Origin of the sequence: Methylobacterium sp. 2A, from assembly GCF_009806555.1 — a bacterium.
Lineage (GTDB): Bacteria > Pseudomonadota > Alphaproteobacteria > Rhizobiales > Beijerinckiaceae > Methylobacterium.
On sequence record NZ_VUOK01000021.1, the window covers coordinates 389,255 to 406,293 of the forward strand.

Consider the following 17,039-nt stretch of genomic DNA (forward strand, 5'->3'; position numbering starts at 1 on the left):
CGCCACGCGACCGGCATCAGCGCCGGGCCGGTCGCCGTCAGGCAGCGAGCAGCTTCTCGACCTCGTTCACGAGATCGCGCAGGTGGAACGGCTTCGACAGGACCTTCGCGTCCTTCGGCGCCTTGGAGTCGGGGTTCAGCGCCACGGCCGCGAAGCCGGTGATGAACATGACCTTGATATCGGGGTCGAGTTCGGTGGCGCGGCGCGCCAGCTCGATACCGTCCATCTCGGGCATCACGATATCGGTCAACAGCAGCTCGAACGGCTCCTCGCGCAGGCGGTTATACGCCGAGAGGCCGTTGTCGAAGGACAGGACATCATAGCCCGCGTTCTGGAGCGCCTTGGCCAGAAACCGGCGCATGTCGTTGTCGTCTTCCGCCAGCAGGATTTTCATCGGCCGGATCCGAGCCTTCGCGTCGTGGTGTTGATCCCATAAAGGGACGGGATGGTAAACAAGGTGTTAGGATCGCTGTCGCACCGCATGCGTCGTGTGTCGCCGATGGCACGATCACCCGATGGGACGGAGTGGACAGGCAGGCGAACGCACACCACAGTGCAGATCTGCCGTGCTTCTTCCTCCGCCGGGTTGTCGACGCATCGATGAGCGCTCCCGAATCGGTCAAGCCAGACGCCTTCGGATTCGCCCCGCCCTATGCAGTGGACGAACCCGCGGCGCATACCCTGCCCTTCGTCTTCAATACCGGTCATTCCGGGGCCGTCTACCCCCCGCATTTCATCGCCGCGTCGCGCCTCGATGCCCTGGCCCTGCGCCGGTCCGAGGATGCCTATGTCGAACGCCTGTTCGCGCCCGTGGTCGAACTCGGCGCGCCGCTGCTGCGGGCGAACTTTCCGCGCGCGTTCCTGGATGTGAATCGCGAGCCGTTCGAACTCGACCCGCGCATGTTCGACGGGCGGCTCCCGCCGTTCGCCAATACCCGCTCGATGCGGGTGGCCGGGGGGCTCGGGACGGTTCCGCGCGTCGTGGCCGATGGCCAGGAGATCTACGCCCGGCGGCTGCCGGTCGAGGAGGCGACCGCGCGGATCGAGGGGCTCTACAAGCCGTATCACCGGATGCTGCGGAGCTTGATCCAGCGAACGGCCAAGCTTCACGGGCACTGCGTGCTGATCGACTGCCATTCGATGCCGTCGTCGAGTCTGGGACGCGACGCGGAGATCAAGGCTGATGTCGTCCTCGGGGACCGGTTCGGGACCGCCTGCGCGCCCGCGCTCATCGACGCGTTCGAGGCCGCGTTCCGAGCCAGGGGCTTTCGCGTCGTGCGCAACAAGCCCTATGCGGGCGGCTTCATCACGGAGCATTACGGCGAGCCGAACCTGGGACGCCACGCGTTGCAGATCGAGGTCAATCGCGCGCTCTACATGAACGAGAGCAGCCTCGCGACGCATGCCGGCTTTCCCGGGCTCGTCGATGCGCTCCGCGCCATCATCGTCGCCGCCGCATCCGACCTCGGTGACCTGGCGCCGCGCCGCATGGCCGCCGAATAGCCCGCCTCTCGGGGCTCTCCGCTCCCGACATAGAAAAAAGGCCACTCCCGAAGGAGCGGCCCGAAGTCTAGGGAGGAAACGCCCAAGAAGGGCAGCGAGACCGCGACGCCATCGCGATCTCGCAATGCACAAAATAAAGTGCGGCGCACAAAACGCAAGGGCTAAATCGCCGATCGCACCGCATCTGGCGCATACCTGCCTCGCGCCCGGCGGCCCTGATCAGCCGTGTTCCTTCAGGAGCTTGGCGATCTCCGCCCTCAGCGGGTCGGCAAGGTCCTTCCGCTCCAGGGCATAGGCGAGGTTCGCCACGAGGAAGCCGAGCTTGGATCCGGTGTCGTAGGTCCGGCCCTCGTAGTGCATGCCGAAGAAATCCTGGGTTGCCATCAGGTCGATCATGGCATCGGTGAGCTGGATCTCGCCGCCCGCACCCTTCTTGCCGTGCTCGAGAATCCCGAAGATTTCCGGCTGCAGGATGTAGCGACCGGAGATGATGAAGTTCGACGGCGCGGTGCCCTGCTTGGGCTTCTCCACCATGCCGGTGATCCGGAACGATTGCCCGTAGGTCTCGCCGACGCTGACGATCCCGTATTGGTGGGTCTCTTCGGGCGGCACTTCCTCGACCGCGATGATGTTGCCGCCGTGGCGCTCGTAGGTCGCCAGCATCTGCTGCATGCAGCCCCGGCTCAGCATGTCCGGGAGCAGCACCGCGAAGGGCTCGTCCCCGATGATCTCGCGGGCGCACCAGACCGCGTGGCCGAGCCCGAGGGGCGCCTGCTGGCGGGTGAAGCTCGTCTGCCCGGCCTTCGGAAGGTCCTTCTTCAGTTCCTCGAAGGCGGCCGTCTTGCCCCGCTCCTGCAGCGTGCGATCGAGTTCATACGCGATGTCGAAATGGTCCTCGATGACCGCCTTGCCGCGTCCGGTCACGAACACGAAATGCTCGATTCCGGCCTCCCGGGCCTCGTCGACGACGTGCTGGACCACAGGCCGATCGACGACCGTGAGCATTTCCTTCGGGACCGCCTTGGTCGCTGGCAGGAAGCGCGTGCCCAGGCCCGCGACGGGCAGGACGGCCTTGCGGATCGGTTTCATCGATCGGTAACCCCAAGGACTGAATGAAAAGATGTGAGCAACGATTCAAGCGACTGGCTCGACGCGCTTCATGTCGGAACGGGACCCGCATTCCGGACGGGCGCCGCACTGAGACAGATTCATGTGAGGCGTCGCAAGAGCCGGATGTGGATAGTAAGAGGCCGTGTCCCGTAAATATAGCGTCTGCAACCACGTAAGACGGCTTATTGCGTGCCCGGCGGAAGTGGACACCGGTCCGGCGCAAGAGAGCGCACCACAACAAAGGTTTAGAGCGGCGCGCGGTTGCAATGCAATCGTCTCCGGCCCTAATGGCGGCGGCATCTAGGGAGATGACATGGCGGTCCTTGTGACGGGCGGTGCCGGATATATCGGCAGCCACATGGTTCTGGCGCTGCTCGATGCCGGCCACGAGGAGGTCATCGTCCTCGACGATCTCTCGACAGGCTTCGACTGGGCCGTGCCGGAGGGCGTCAAGCTCGTGGTCGGCGACGTGGCCGACCAAGCCCTCGTCACGCAGACGATCCTGCAGCACCGGATCGACGCGCTGGCCCATTTCGCGGCCAAGATCGTCGTCCCCGAATCCGTGTCGGACCCGCTCGGCTACTACCTCGCCAACACGGTGAAGACCCGCGCGCTGATCGAGGGTGCGGTCCGGGCCGGCGTGCGGCACGTGATCTTCTCCTCGACGGCGGCCGTCTACGGCGAGCCGGAGGTGGTGCCGGTCCCCGAGGATCTGCCGCTGAAGCCGATCAACCCCTACGGCCGCTCCAAGCTCATGAGCGAGTGGATGATCGCCGATGCGGCGGCGGCCCACGACTTCACCTACGTGATCCTGCGCTACTTCAACGTCGCGGGCGCCGATCCCGAGGGCCGCTCCGGCCAGTCGACGCCGAACGCCACCCACCTGATCAAGGTCGCCACGCAGGCAGCGCTCGGCCGGCGCGAGCGCCTCGACGTCTACGGCACCGACTACCCGACGCCGGACGGCTCGTGCCTGCGCGACTACATCCAGGTCTCGGACCTCGCCGAGGCCCACCGGGTCGCGCTCGATCACCTGCGGAAGGGCGGCGAGAGCCTGACGCTGAATTGCGGCTATGGGCGCGGCTACTCGGTGCTCGACGTCATCGAGGTGGTGAAGCGGATCTCCGGCCGCGACTTCCCGGTGCGGCTCTGCCCGCGGCGCCCCGGCGACCCGGCCCAGATCGTGGCCGAGGCGGGGCTCATCCGGGAGCGGCTGGGCTGGCAGCCGCGCCACGACGATCTCGACGCGATCGTGGGTCAGGCGCTCGCCTGGGAGGATCACCTGACCAAGCGCAACCGGATCTGACCGGGGTGCTGTCGCGGCGGGCCTTGCTTGCGGCCGGTCTGTGCTTTTCGGGCGCAGCACATGCGAAGGAGCGCGCGCGCGCCGACAGCGCGTTCCTGGCCTTCGTCGAAGCCCTGCGCCCCGACGCGGCTGCCCGGGGCGTGACGCCTCAGACCTTCGAGGCCGCCTTCCGCGGGATCGTGGCGCCGGATTCCGCCGTCCTGGCGCGGACACACCGCCAGAGCGAGTTCGTCCGGCCGGTCTGGGATTATCTGGTCGGGGCGGTCTCCGGCGGACGGATCGCCCGAGGCCGTGCGCGCGCCGCCACGCTGGTTACGACGCTCCAGGCGATCGAGGGCCGATACGGCGTGCCAGGCCCCGTGGTGCTGGCCATCTGGGGCGTCGAATCCGATTTCGGCGCCAGCGCCGGCGATGTCCCGACCATCCGCGCCCTGGCGACCCTCGCAGCCGCAGGTCATCGCGGCACCCTGTTCCGGGACGAGCTGCTCGCGGCCCTGACCATCCTGCAGCGGGGCGATGTCACGCCGGACCGGATGAGCGGAAGCTGGGCGGGGGCGATGGGGCAGGTCCAGTTCCTGCCCTCCACCTATCTGGCGCAGGCCGTCGATTTCGACGGGGACGGCCATCGCGACATCTGGGCCAGCGCGCCGGATTCGCTGGCCTCGATCGCGGCCTATCTCAAGGATCTCGGCTGGGATCCGGCCCTGTCCTGGGGTTACGAGGTGCGCCTGCCGGAGGGTTTCGATCTGGCGCGCTACGCGGGCGATCTGGCGGATTTCACCGCGCGGGGCGTCCGGCGGGCGGATGGCGGTCCGCTGCCGTCGCGGGGGCGCGCCAGCCTGTTCCTGCCCGGCGGGCTCGGGGCGCCGGCCTTCCTGATCACCGACAATTTCGAGGTGATCCGGGGCTACAACACCTCGGATTCCTACGCGCTGGCCGTCGGTCATCTCGCCGACAGGCTGGGGGGCGGGCCGCCGCTGGCCGCTCCCTGGCCGGCGGCGCCGGGCCTCGACGGGCCGGGCCTTCGGAAGCTTCAGGTGGGGCTCGCGTCGGCCGGCCTCTACGACGGGCCGACGGATGGCCGCGCCGGGCCCAAACTGCGCGAGGCGGTGCGACGCTATCAGATTCGCGCGGGCCTGCCGGCCGACGGCTACGCCACCGCCACGCTCCTCGCCCATGTCGTGGGCCAGACGGCGCCCCGACCCTGATGCGGTGCGCGCGTTTAGACCCGGAAACGACTTCGCCCTATAGTGGGCTCGTTTCGGACGGCTCCGTTCGACGTGAAGAGTGCGGGATGCGCATGAAAGTCGCTGGTCGGCGCGGCTCAAGACGGCCCGGGCACTTGGGGTTGGTTGCCGCGCTGTGGCTTGTGGGCCTTCCGCTGTTCGGTGCTGCGCCGGCCTTCGCCCAATGGGGCGACGGCTATCAGCAGCCCGGCAACGGCAGCTACTACGAGGCTCCGCCGCGGCGCCGCTCCCGGGACGCGTATTACCGGGATGACGGAACCTACGGGCGGCAGCCCCGCTACGCGCCGCCGCAAGAAGCGCCGCGCCAGTTCTACTGGCCCTGGGAGGACCGCCCGCAACCCGTCGCCCCCCCGCCGGAGCGGACCTATCGGGCGCCGCGTCCCCGCAGTTACGGCCCCGCCGAAACGCAGCGCCCCGCACCGGCGATCAAGCGCCGGGTGCGTCCCGCCCGGGCTCCGACACCGCCGAAACCCGCAATCGCCAAGACCGAGCCGCACGTGCAGATCGCGGTGTTCGGCGATTCGCTCGCAGATCACCTCGCCAAGGGCCTCGACGACGTGTTCGAGGACAATGCCGACGTCGCCGTGATCGACCGCGCCAAGGGCGACAGCGGGCTCGTGCGCAAGGACGTGGTCGACTGGCCGAAGGTGGCGCAGGATTACCTGCAGGCGAACCCGAAGGTCCGCTACGCCCTGGTCATGCTGGGCGCCAACGACCGGCAGCCGATCCGCGATGGCGAGGAGACGGTCGAGCCTCTGACCGATCGCTGGCGTAGCCTGTACCGGGCGCGGGTCGATGCCCTCGTGAAGGTGTTCACCGACCGGAAGCTGCCGCTGGTCTGGGTCGGGCTGCCGCCGATGCAGAGCGAATCCTTGAGCCGCGACCTCGCCTCGATCAACGACATCGTGCGCGACAGCGTGACCAAGGCCGGCGCGACCTATGTCGACATCTGGCCGGGCTTTGTCGACGACCGGGACCGCTACGCCGCCTCGGGACCGGATCCGGAAGGACAGATCGCGAAGCTCCGCACCGCCGACGGCGTCCATTTCACGAAAGCCGGCGATCGGAAGCTCGCGCATTTCGCCGATGTCGAGCTGAAGCGCCTGATGGGCACCGCACCGGCGCAGGCCGATCAGCCGTCCGCCGCCGTGACCCCGAGCGGCGCGCCCGCGGCCGCGGCCCCGAGCCTCGACGGCACCGGGCAGCCCACCGATACGGCGGCGATCGACCGGCAGATCACCGCCATGCTGCCGAGCCTGCCCGAGCCCCCCGGCGTCCCGGCACTGCCCGTAAAGCCCGCGGCCGGACCGGTCGTGCCGCTGAGCCGGACGGAAGTTTCGCCCGGCGGAGCCTTGCTGAATGGTCGCCCGCGCGAGGCGGACAGTTTCGGGACCGTGGAGCGGACGCTGCTGCGCGGGAACGCGCCGATGCCGCAGCCCGGGCGGGCCGACGATTTCCGATGGCCCCCCGGCTGACGCCGGGAGGCTTCGTCGTAGCGTGCACCTATCGCGGCAGGACGCTCGCGCCCATCAGCGTCTCGTCGATGGCCCGGGCCGCCTGCCGACCTTCGCGGATCGCCCATACGACGAGCGATTGACCCCGGCGCATGTCGCCGGCCGCCCAGATCTTCGCGTCGGAGGTGCGGTAATCCTCATCGTTCGCTTCGACGTTGCCGCGCTTGCTCACGCCGATCCCGGATTGCTCCAGAAGGCCCTTCTGGACCGACCCCGCGAAGCCGATCGCCATGAATACGAGATCGGCCGGCAGCACGAACTCGGTGCCGGGGATCGGCTGGCGCTTGGCGTCCACCCGGGCGCAGACGACGCCCGTGAGCTGCCCTTTCTTGTTGCCTTCGAGCCGAAGCGTCGCGGCCTGGAACTCGCGCTCGGCGCCCTCAGCCTGGCTGGAGGAAGTGCGCATCTTGGTCGGCCAGTAGGGCCACACGGTCAGCTTGTCCTCGCGCTCCGGCGGCCGCGGGCGAATATCGAGCTGCGTCACCGACAGGGCGCCCTGCCGGAAGGCGGTGCCGACGCAGTCGGAGGCCGTGTCGCCGCCGCCGATGACCACGACGTTCTTGCCGGAGGCCAGGATCGGCTGCTCGCCGTTGCCGCGCATCGGCTCGGCGCTCACCCGCCGATTGGACTGGACGAGGTAGGGCATTGCGTAGTGGACGCCGTCGAGGTCCTGTCCCGGCAGCTGCGGGTTGCGCGGATCCTCGGCGCCGCCGCAGAACATGACCGCATCGAACTCGGCCTTCAGTTCGTCCACCGACTTCGTTACGCCGATGTTCTGGTTGTAGTGGAAGACCACGCCCTCGGCCTCCATCTGGCGCACGCGCCGGTCGATGTGGCGCTTCTCCATCTTGAAGTCGGGGATGCCGTAGCGCAGCAGACCGCCGGCCTTCGGCTCGCGCTCGAACACGTGGACGTCGTGACCCACCCGGGCGAGCTGCTGGGCCGCCGCCATGCCAGCGGGGCCGGAACCCACGATCGCGACGCGCTTGCCGGTGCGGGTCTGGGCCGGCTCCGGCTTCACCCAGCCCATGTTCCAGGCCCGATCGGCGATCGCCTGCTCGATCGTCTTGATGGCGACCGGCTGGTTCTCGAGATTCAGCGTGCAGGCTTCCTCGCAGGGCGCGGGGCAGATGCGGCCGGTGAACTCGGGAAAATTGTTCGTGGAGTGGAGATTGCGCGAGGCCTCCTCCCAATCCGACTGGAAGACGAGGTCGTTCCAGTCCGGAATCTGGTTGTGGACCGGGCAGCCGGTCGGCCCATGGCAGAACGGGATGCCGCAATCCATGCAGCGCGCGGCCTGTTTCGTCAGGTCGTGCTCGTCGAGCGGCAGCGTGAATTCCCGAAAGTGCCGGACCCGGTCGGCGGCGAGCTGGTACTTCTGCTCCTGCCGGTCGAATTCGAGGAAGCCTGTGATCTTGCCCATCGATCAGTCCAATCGCGCCGCTATGTCTCTCGCCGGATGGCTTTGCCGTATCAAGGAGAACCGCACGGTTAGGACCGCAGCCAGTTCTCGATCGTTAGCCCGCTGATCCGCGCGAACTCCCTCGTGTTGTCGGTTACCAGGACGCTCGCATCGGCGAGCGCCTGCGTTGCGATGAGCAGGTCGTTGGCCCCGACCGGCGTCCCGGCCTGCTCGAGCCCGAGACGCAGCTTTGCGTCGATGCTGTCATGCGGCGGCTGCCAGGGTGTGATCGGGATGGTGTCCAGCACCGCCTCGATCTGCCGCGACAGCCGCTCGGATCCCTTTCGAAGCGCACCGTAGCGGAGTTCGGCCGCAACGATGGCGCTCGTATAAATGCCCGCCTCGCCGATCTCCCGGATCCGCTCCGCCACCGATCCCCGCGGCGACCGGATCAGCGCCGAAAGGATGTTGGTGTCGAGCAGGTAGCGCATTCAGAGCCGGACATCCTCCGGCACTGGATCCGCGATGTCTGGCCACGTCTCATCGAGATCGGCCAGGCCATCGAGGACCGACAGGAGGGACGGACGGCAGACCGGTTCGAGGACGAGCCGCGCCCGGTCCTGCCGCAGCAGCGCCTCCTCGCCGCCGAGCACGAAGCCCGGGGGGATGTCGAGGCGCTGCCCGGTCTCGGTCTCGGTCTTGACGAGGCGAACCCGTGCCACCTGCCCGTCCATCCGTCTCCCCTACTCCGCGGCCACCGGCATCCGCGCCATCTCCATCTCGCGCAGGGCCCGGCGGTACTCCACCGGCATCACCTTCACGAACTTGGTGCGGAAGCCGCTCCAATCGTCGAGGATCGCCTTGGCGCGCGGGCTGCCCGTGTATTTCAGATGGTTGGTGATGAGCTGCGTCAGCCGCTCCTCGTCGTGCCCCGACATGTCGGCCAGGATGTCGACCCGCCCCTTGGTCTCCAGGTCGCCGTCCTGGTGGAAGCGGCGCATCAGGTCGTCCTCCTCCTCGACCGGCTCCAGATCGACCATCGACAGGTTGCAGCGCGCCGAGAACGACCCGTCCTCGTCCAGCACGTAGGCGATGCCGCCCGACATGCCGGCCGCGAAGTTGCGCCCGGTCTCGCCGATCGACACGACCACGCCGCCGGTCATGTACTCGCAGCCATGGTCGCCCATGCCCTCGACCACCGTGATGGCGCCCGAATTGCGCACCGCGAAGCGCTCGCCCGCGGCGCCGCGGATGTAGCACTCGCCCGCGATCGCTCCGTACAGCACGGTGTTGCCGACCATGATGGTCCGGTCAGGGGGCGACTTCAGCGCCTCGCTCGGCCGGATGATCAGCTTGCCGCCCGACAGGCCCTTGCCGACATAGTCGTTGCCGTGGCCGGTGAGTTCGAGCGTCACGCCCGCCGCCGCCCAGGCGCCGAAGCTCTGACCCGCGGTGCCGGCGAGCTTCACCACGATCGTGTCGTCGGGCAGGCCTTCATGGCCGTGCGCCTTCGCCACCGCGCCGGAGAGCATCGCGCCCGCGGCCCGGTCCGAGTTCCGGATCGTGTCGGTGATCACCACCGGCGCGCCGGTCTCGATGGCGTGCTGCGCCTTCTCGATCAGGCGCCGGTCGAGGACCGTGTCGATCGGGTGGTGCTGCACGTCGACGTGGCGGATCGCCGTGCCCTCGGCCACCTTCGGCCGGTGGAACAGCTTGGTGAAGTCGAGCCCGCGCGCCTTCCAGTGGGCGATGGCCTCGACCTTGTCGAGCACGTCGGAACGGCCGACCGCCTCCTCCAGCTTCGTGAAGCCGAGCGAGGCCAGGATCTCCCGGACCTCCTCGGCCACGAAGAAGAAGTAGTTCACCACGTGCTCGGGCGTGCCCTTGAAGCGCTTGCGCAGCACCGGATCCTGGGTGGCGACGCCGACCGGGCAGGTGTTCAGGTGGCACTTGCGCATCATGATGCAGCCGGCCGCGATCAGCGGGGCGGTGGAGAAGCCCATCTGGTCGGCGCCGAGCAGAGCCGCGATGATCACGTCCCGGCCCGTGCGGATGCCGCCATCGGCCTGCAGGGCGACGCGGCCGCGCAGGTTGTTGAGCACCAGCGTCTGCTGCGTCTCGGCGAGCCCGGTCTCCCAGGGTCCGCCCGCGTGCTTGAGCGAGGTCAGCGGCGCCGCACCGGTGCCGCCGTCATAGCCCGAGATCGTGATGTGATCGGCCCGCGCCTTGGCGACGCCGGCCGCCACGGTGCCGACGCCGACCTCCGAGACGAGCTTCACCGACACGTCCGCCGACGGGTTCACGTTCTTCAGGTCGAAGATCAGCTGGGCCAGATCCTCGATCGAGTAGATGTCGTGGTGCGGCGGCGGCGAGATCAGGCCGACGCCCGGGGTGGCGTAGCGGACCTTGGCGATCTTGGCATCGACCTTGTGGCCGGGCAGCTGGCCGCCCTCGCCCGGCTTGGCGCCCTGCGCGACCTTGATCTGCATCATGTCGGAATTGACGAGGTATTCCGTCGTGACGCCGAACCGGCCGGAGGCGACCTGCTTGATCGAGGACCGGCGCGAGCGCCCGTCCGGCAGGGGCTTGAACCGCTCGACTTCCTCACCGCCCTCACCCGAATTCGAGCGGCCGCCGAACGAGTTCAGCGCGATGGCGAGCGTCTCGTGCGCCTCCTTGGAGATGGAGCCGTACGACATCGCGCCCGTGGCGAAGCGCTTGACGATCTCGGAGGCGGGCTCGACCGATTCCAGCGGCACCGGCGCGCGGCCGATCTCGGCCGCCGACTTGATCCGGAACAGGCCGCGCAGGGTCTTGAGCTGGTTCTCCTGACGGTTCACCAGCTGCGCGTATTCCCGGTAGCGCTCGGGCACGTTGAGGCGCACCGCGTGCTGCAGCGTCGCCACCGTGTCGGGCGTCCAGGTGTGGGTCTCGCCGCGGAGCCGATAGGCGTACTCGCCGCCGACATCGAGCGCGTTCCGGTAGACCGGCGCGTCGCCGAAGGCGTCGCGGTGACGGCGGACCGTCTCCTCGGCGATCTCGGCCATGCCGACACCCTCGATGGTCGTCGCCGTGCCGAAGAAATCGCGACCCACGAAGGTCGAGTTCAGGCCGACCGCGTCGAAGATCTGGGCGCCGCAATAGGACTGGTAGGTGGAGATGCCCATCTTGGACATCACCTTCAACAGGCCCTTATCGATCGCCTTGATGTAGCGGTAGATGATCTCGTCGTCGGTGAGGTCCGGCGGGAACTCGTCCTTCATGGCGAGCAGGGTCTCGAAGGCGAGATACGGGTTCACCGCCTCCGCGCCGTAGCCCGCCAGACACGCGAAGTGATGCACCTCGCGCGGCTCGCCCGATTCGACCACGAGGCCGACCGAGGTCCGCAGGCCCTTACGGATCAGGTAATTGTGGACGGAGGCCGTGGCGAGCAGAGCCGGGATCGGAATCCGGTCCGGCCCGACCGCCCGGTCGGTGAGAACGATGATGTTGTAGCCGCCGCGCACCGCCGCCTCGGCGCGGTCGCACAGGCGGTCGAGTGCCCCGTCCATGGCCGCCGCGCCCATCTCGGCCGGGTAGGTCATGTCGAGGGTCTTGGTGTCGAACCGGTCCTCGAAATGGCCGATCGAGCGGATCTTCTCCAGGTCGGCGTTGGTCAGGATCGGCTGCCGGACCTCCAGGCGCTTGCGCCGGGACGCGCCCTCCATGTCGAGCAGGTTCGGCCGCGGCCCGATGAACGAGACGAGGCTCATCACGGCCTCCTCGCGGATCGGGTCGATCGGCGGGTTCGTCACCTGCGCGAAGTTCTGCTTGAAGTAGGTGTAGAGCAGCTTCGACTTCTCGGAGAGGGCCGAGAGCGGCGTATCCGTGCCCATCGAGCCGACCGCCTCCTGACCGGTGACGGCCATAGGCTGCATCAGCAGCTTGAGGTCTTCCTGCGTGTAGCCGAAGGCCTGCTGGCGATCGAGCAGGCTGACATCGCCGCGGGCCTCGCGTGGCTGAACCGGGCGCAGATCCTCCAGCACGATCTGGGTGTTCTTCACCCAGTCGGCATAGGGGTGCGCCGCGGCGAGCTCGCCCTTGATCTCCTCGTCGGAGACGATGCGGCCCTTCTGCAGGTCGATCAGCAGCATCCGGCCCGGCTGGAGCCGCCAGGATTGGACGATCTTCTCGTCCGGGATCGGCAGCGTGCCCATCTCGGAGGCGAGGACCACGAGCCCGTCATCGGTGACGATGTAGCGGGCCGGACGCAGGCCGTTGCGGTCGAGGGTCGCGCCGATCTGGCGGCCGTCCGTGAAGGCCACGGCGGCCGGCCCGTCCCACGGCTCCATCAGGGCGGCGTGATACTCGTAGAAGGCGCGCCGCTCCTCGCTCATCAGCGGGTTGCCGGCCCAGGCCTCCGGGATGAGCATCATCATCGCGTGGGCGAGCGGATAGCCGCCCTGGACGAGGAATTCGAGGGCGTTGTCGAAGCAGGCGGTGTCCGACTGCCCCTCGTAGGAGATCGGCCACAGCTTCGAGATGTCGTTGCCGAACAGGTCGGAATCGACGCTCGCCTGACGGGCCGCCATCCAGTTGACGTTGCCGCGCAGCGTGTTGATCTCGCCGTTATGCGCGACCATCCGGTACGGGTGCGACAGGCGCCAGGTCGGGAAGGTGTTGGTGGCGAAGCGCTGGTGAACGAGGGCGATCGCCGAGACGAAGCGCTCGTCCTTTAGGTCGAGGAAGTAGTTCCCGAGCTGCGTGACCAGCACCATGCCCTTGTAGACGATGGTCCGGCTCGACACGGAGACCGGGTAGAATTCCTTCACCCGCGGGTCGTCGAGGGCGTAGACCTTGTTGGAGATCACCTTGCGGGCGACGTAGACCCGGCGCTCGAACGTGTCCTGGTCGGTCACCGAGGCCGGCCGGCCGATGAAGACCTGCCGGTGGCGCGGCTCGGTCGCCTTCACGGCCTCGCCCAGGTCCTCCGAGTCGACCGGGACGTCGCGCCAGCCGAGCAGCGGCAGACCCTCGGCGGCGAGCGCCGATTCGACGATCTCCTGGATGATCGCCCCCGGCTCCTCGGCCTTGGGTATGAACAGCTGGCCGATCGCGTAGGAACCGGCCGGCGGCAGCTCGAAACCCAGGCGCGAGCATTCCTCGGCGAAGAAGCCGTGCGGGATCTGCGTGAGGATGCCGCAGCCGTCACCCATCTTCGGGTCGGCACCGACGGCGCCCCGGTGATCGAGGTTCTCGAGGATCTTCAGACCCTGCTGGACGATGGCATGGGTGCGACGGTCGTGCATGTCGGCGATGAAGCCGACGCCGCAGGCATCCCGCTCCCGGGCCGGATCATAGGCCCCCTGCTGTTTCGGCAGCGCCGGATCACGGACGAGGAGCGGCGTCGCACCGCCACGGGGAGCGGCAGCCTGGAGCGTGGAAGCGGCAAACGCGTCGGCGGGTCTGCGCTGTGACATGCTTCGATTCGTCCTTCCCTCGACACCGTCCGTTCATGAGCGCCCCGCTCATGACCTTGCGAGCATGTTTCGTGCCCGTGAGCCGTCGGCGCCAGCCATCCCGACCTCATGTCGCAGGCCATCCGGCCGGTCCGAGGGGACACGTCCATCGGCTTGCGTTCATCGAGGACCCGGACCGCTCGATGAGCGGCGCGCTGGCGCGCCCGTATCCGTCTGCCGAAAACCTCGCCCGCGCGCGAGACGGCGACGGCCGGTGCACGGCCGATGGGACAGTTGTGCTGTCCTAAGTCGCGAAATTGCCAGATTGAAATGCTTTCAGCAAGTGACCGCCGGTGAGCCTTGAGCCGGGCACGGACACGAGCGCTGGAACGAGCCGTGGGTCGCCTGTCGGACTGTCCCGTCCAGCCTCCGCAATCTCGCCCGAATCGGACGCTCTACCCGGGGGGCCGAGCACAAGCGGCATGCGGGGCAACGACCCTGCCGGCATGGTCGAGGTCCGGGTTCCACCGGCCCGGACCATGCCGGGACCGGATACTCTGCCGGGTCTCCAACGGGAACGCACCAGAGTGATGATCACGAGCAGGACGGCCGCGCGCCTTCGAATCACGACGACACGGGCCCTCTGCGCCGCGCTCCTGTCCGGCGGCGCGCTGCTGGGCCTCTGCCGCGGCGCCAGCGCGCAATTCGTCTTCGAGGAAGAGGTCGTGCCCCCGCGCGTCGTGGCGTGGCGCCTGGCCGACCAGGGCTTCACCGGCCTGAGCCGCCCGCGCTTCAACGGCCGCGTCTACGTGGTCGAGGCCGTAAGCCCCGCGGGCATGCCGATGCGCCTGTTCGTCGATCCGGGATCCGGTGGGATCATCGGTCGCCAGCGTCTCGGCGCGCCCGACACCTACGCGCGGCTGGAGCGTCCCGCCCCCGGATTCGGCTGGACCGAGGAGGATACCGGACCCCGGCGCGTCCTTCGGCCCCTCCCGGGGGAGGCGGCGCCAGCCCCTCGGCTCGACCGCCATCCGGCCGGTACGGCCGCGCTACCCCAGACCAACCCTGACGGCATCAATCCTGACAGCGTCGGCCGAAGCGCCAAGCCGCGGAAGGTTGTGCGCGCCGTACCGTCACGCAATCCCGAGTCGCGCGCAGCGCACCGGATCTCCCCCGAGGCGCCGGCCCCGAAAATCACTCCCACGGATGCAGCCAAGGTCGAACCGAAGGTCGACACGGCGCCCGAGACCAAGTCGGCGGCCATCGAGAAGGCGCCGCCCGCAAACCCAGCCTCACGTCCGGAAGAGACAGCCAAGCCGGACGCCCACGCCATGGCGGATGCAGCCAAGCCCGCCGCCAAGGAGTGGAAGGATCCGCCAGCCGACAGAAAGCCGGTGCGAGTGATCGGCGGCGCCACCATCGTGCCGGGCCCCTCTGAGAAGGAGCCGGCGGCGGCGCAATAGGGCTTCGGTGCTTCGGGGCGGATGACGGAACCGTCGCGAGGCGCGGGGTCTCCAGCGTCTGGCTTGACCGTCTTGCATCATCCCGCCGCCACGAGCCGCTCCGCCCCCGTGAACACCGTGACCGAGTCGGCCCGCGCGATGGCGCAGAGCGTGATTCCGTGCGCCCGGGCGCGGTCCAGAGCCAGGGAGGTCGGCGCGGAGATCGCCACGATGACGGCGGCGCCGAGACGCGCCGCCTTCTCGACCATCTCGAACGAGCAGCGGCTGGTGATCACGAGGAACCCCTGATCGGCCGGAGTCCCGGACCGGATCAGGGCGCCGATCAGCTTGTCGAGGGCATTGTGGCGCCCGACATCCTCCCGCACGGCCAGGAGTTCCCCGTCGAGCGCCGCCCAGGCGGCGGCATGGACCGCCCGTGTCTCGGTCCCGAGCCGCTGCGCGGCGTCGAGGCTCGCGAGGGCCCGGGCAATCGCCGGCAGCGGGAGCCGGAGATCCGTGACGGCGCGCATCTCCGCCCGCGGCAATTCCGCGAGATCCTCGATGCCGCAGACGCCGCATCCGGTGCGCCCGCTGATCGCGCGCTTGCGGGCGAGGTGCTCGCGCAGCCGTCCCGGGGCCAGCTCGACATGGAGCCGCACCCCGTCCGGACCAACCTCGACCCGCGTTTCGCGGATCTCCCCCGCCCCCTCGACGATCCCTTCGGTGAGACTGAAGCCGTAGGCGAAATCCTCGAGGTCGGCGGGCGTCGCCATCATGACCGCGTGCGGCACACTGCCATAGACGAGGTTGATCGGGGTCTCGACCGCGAGCGCCCGGTCGCCAGGCCGCATCGCATCGCCCGTATAAGCCACGACCTGCATCGGGGCGCTCAGCGAGCAGGGCGGCAGATCAGTGGGGTGAGTCCCGGTGTCCGTCGACATTCAGACCTCCGATGGCGTGGCCCCTAGGTATCGATCGCGGCGCATGAGGCAATGCTTCGGCGGCAAACCCACGCAAGACTGAGGTGAGCCGCGCACAAACCGCCGGAAAGCGCGCGATGCGACGCTTGTGCGGTTGCGCCTTGGCGGTGCTTGTGGTCTGAAGCCCCGGTCGGATAATGCCGGGTGACACAACCGGTACTCCGTCACGTCGGTACAATCTCGCCGTTCTCAGGGATCGGCCGGTCCGACGGGAGCCAACAGCCAGGGGAGCCACGAGAGGCAGATGCGGACGGTGCGGACGATCAACCGGTCACTCTGGAGCCTCGCCGCTCTCGGCGCCCTGCTCTTCCCGACAGTCCACGCCCAGGCCGCCGGCTTCGGCCAGCCTGCGCCCTGGGAGATGAGCCGACAGATTCCGGTCACCGAGAACGCCCGGGACATCCTGAGCTTCGAGACGGGCCTCCATTGGCTGTCTCTGGCCATCTCGGTCTTCGTGCTGGGGCTGATCCTGTGGTGCGTCTTCCGCTTCGGCGAGAAGCGCAACCCCACCCCGTCGCGCACCACCCACAACACCGCCATCGAGGTCGCCTGGACGATCGTTCCGGTGCTGATCCTGGTCGCCGTGGCGATCCCCTCCTTCCGCCTGCTGCGCACGCAGCTCTCGGACCCGAAGGCCGATATGATCGTCAAGGTCATCGGCCACGCGTGGTACTGGTCCTACGAGTATCCGCAGACCGAGGCCGGCGGCGGCTTCGCCTTCGACGCCAACATCGACGAGGACAAGCAGCCGCGCCTGCTCCAGACCGACAACGAGATGGTGGTCCCGGTCGGCAAGATCGTGAAGATCCAGGTCACCGCCGCGGATGTGCTGCATTCCTGGGCCATGCCGTCCTTCGGCTTCAAGATCGATGCCGTTCCGGGCCGCCTGAACCAGATGTGGTTCAAGGCCGAGAAGGAGGGCACGTTCCACGGCCAGTGCTCCGAGCTGTGCGGCCAGCGCCACGCCTACATGCCGATCGTGGTCCGCGTGGTCAGCGAGCAGGCCTATGCCGACTGGCTGAAGGAGGCGAAGACCAAATACGCCCGCATCGACACCGGCACGAGCTTCGCCGAGGCGCGCTGAGCCCCGGCTGACC

13 protein-coding genes are annotated in these 17,039 nt (G+C 68.6%); 6 read left to right on the plus strand and 7 right to left on the minus strand.

The window, feature by feature from the left end:
• Positions 1–37: 37 nt before the first annotated feature.
• Entirely contained in the window at positions 38–394 is a 357-nt protein-coding gene (locus FVE89_RS12850) for a response regulator (RefSeq protein WP_003603128.1), read from the minus strand.
• A 206-nt stretch (positions 395–600) separates the two neighbouring features.
• On the opposite strand from FVE89_RS12850, the gene FVE89_RS12855 reads away from it, so the two are divergent.
• On the plus strand, positions 601–1,503 hold the full coding sequence (locus FVE89_RS12855; RefSeq protein WP_160534327.1) for an N-formylglutamate amidohydrolase: 903 nt from the start codon (positions 601–603) through the stop codon (positions 1,501–1,503).
• A gap of 219 nt (positions 1,504–1,722) precedes the next feature.
• Here FVE89_RS12855 and galU read toward each other — a convergent pair whose 3' ends face one another.
• On the minus strand, positions 1,723–2,592 hold the full coding sequence (gene galU / locus FVE89_RS12860) for a UTP--glucose-1-phosphate uridylyltransferase GalU (protein ID WP_160534328.1): 870 nt from the start codon (positions 2,590–2,592) through the stop codon (positions 1,723–1,725).
• 334 nt (positions 2,593–2,926) lie between these two features.
• On the opposite strand from galU, the gene galE reads away from it, so the two are divergent.
• The 3 genes from galE to FVE89_RS12875 all read left to right on the plus strand — a co-directional run bounded on the left by galE (position 2,927) and on the right by FVE89_RS12875 (position 6,641).
• A complete protein-coding gene (gene galE / locus FVE89_RS12865; RefSeq protein ID WP_160534329.1) occupies positions 2,927–3,919 on the plus strand; it encodes a UDP-glucose 4-epimerase GalE in 993 nt (330 codons plus the stop codon).
• A gap of 5 nt (positions 3,920–3,924) precedes the next feature.
• Entirely contained in the window at positions 3,925–5,127 is a 1,203-nt protein-coding gene (locus tag FVE89_RS12870) for a lytic murein transglycosylase (RefSeq protein ID WP_342389863.1), read from the plus strand.
• 86 nt (positions 5,128–5,213) lie between these two features.
• Entirely contained in the window at positions 5,214–6,641 is a 1,428-nt protein-coding gene (locus FVE89_RS12875; protein WP_160534330.1) for an SGNH family hydrolase, read from the plus strand.
• Between the two features lie 28 nt (positions 6,642–6,669).
• Here FVE89_RS12875 and FVE89_RS12880 read toward each other — a convergent pair whose 3' ends face one another.
• From FVE89_RS12880 to gltB, 4 genes are all read right to left on the minus strand, one after another.
• A complete protein-coding gene (locus FVE89_RS12880) occupies positions 6,670–8,103 on the minus strand; it encodes a glutamate synthase subunit beta (RefSeq protein ID WP_160534331.1) in 1,434 nt (477 codons plus the stop codon).
• Between the two features lie 68 nt (positions 8,104–8,171).
• Positions 8,172–8,573, minus strand: coding sequence for a type II toxin-antitoxin system VapC family toxin (locus tag FVE89_RS12885; protein ID WP_160534332.1), 402 nt, complete (start codon positions 8,571–8,573; stop codon positions 8,172–8,174).
• Positions 8,574–8,804 carry an AbrB/MazE/SpoVT family DNA-binding domain-containing protein gene (locus FVE89_RS12890; protein ID WP_246730660.1) on the minus strand — a complete coding sequence of 77 codons (231 nt, stop codon included), beginning with the start codon at positions 8,802–8,804 and terminating at the stop codon, positions 8,574–8,576.
• A gap of 21 nt (positions 8,805–8,825) precedes the next feature.
• Positions 8,826–13,541, minus strand: a complete 4,716-nt coding sequence (gltB, locus tag FVE89_RS12895; RefSeq protein ID WP_160534334.1) for a glutamate synthase large subunit — start codon at positions 13,539–13,541, stop codon at positions 8,826–8,828.
• Between the two features lie 569 nt (positions 13,542–14,110).
• Between gltB and FVE89_RS12900 the strand changes: the two genes are divergently transcribed.
• Positions 14,111–14,983, plus strand: a complete 873-nt coding sequence (locus tag FVE89_RS12900) for a hypothetical protein (protein WP_160534335.1) — start codon at positions 14,111–14,113, stop codon at positions 14,981–14,983.
• A 77-nt stretch (positions 14,984–15,060) separates the two neighbouring features.
• Here FVE89_RS12900 and fdhD read toward each other — a convergent pair whose 3' ends face one another.
• Entirely contained in the window at positions 15,061–15,843 is a 783-nt protein-coding gene (gene fdhD / locus FVE89_RS12905; RefSeq protein WP_246730703.1) for a formate dehydrogenase accessory sulfurtransferase FdhD, read from the minus strand.
• 343 nt (positions 15,844–16,186) lie between these two features.
• On the opposite strand from fdhD, the gene coxB reads away from it, so the two are divergent.
• Positions 16,187–17,026 carry a cytochrome c oxidase subunit II gene (gene coxB, locus FVE89_RS12910; RefSeq protein WP_160534337.1) on the plus strand — a complete coding sequence of 280 codons (840 nt, stop codon included), beginning with the start codon at positions 16,187–16,189 and terminating at the stop codon, positions 17,024–17,026.
• Positions 17,027–17,039 lie beyond the last annotated feature (13 nt).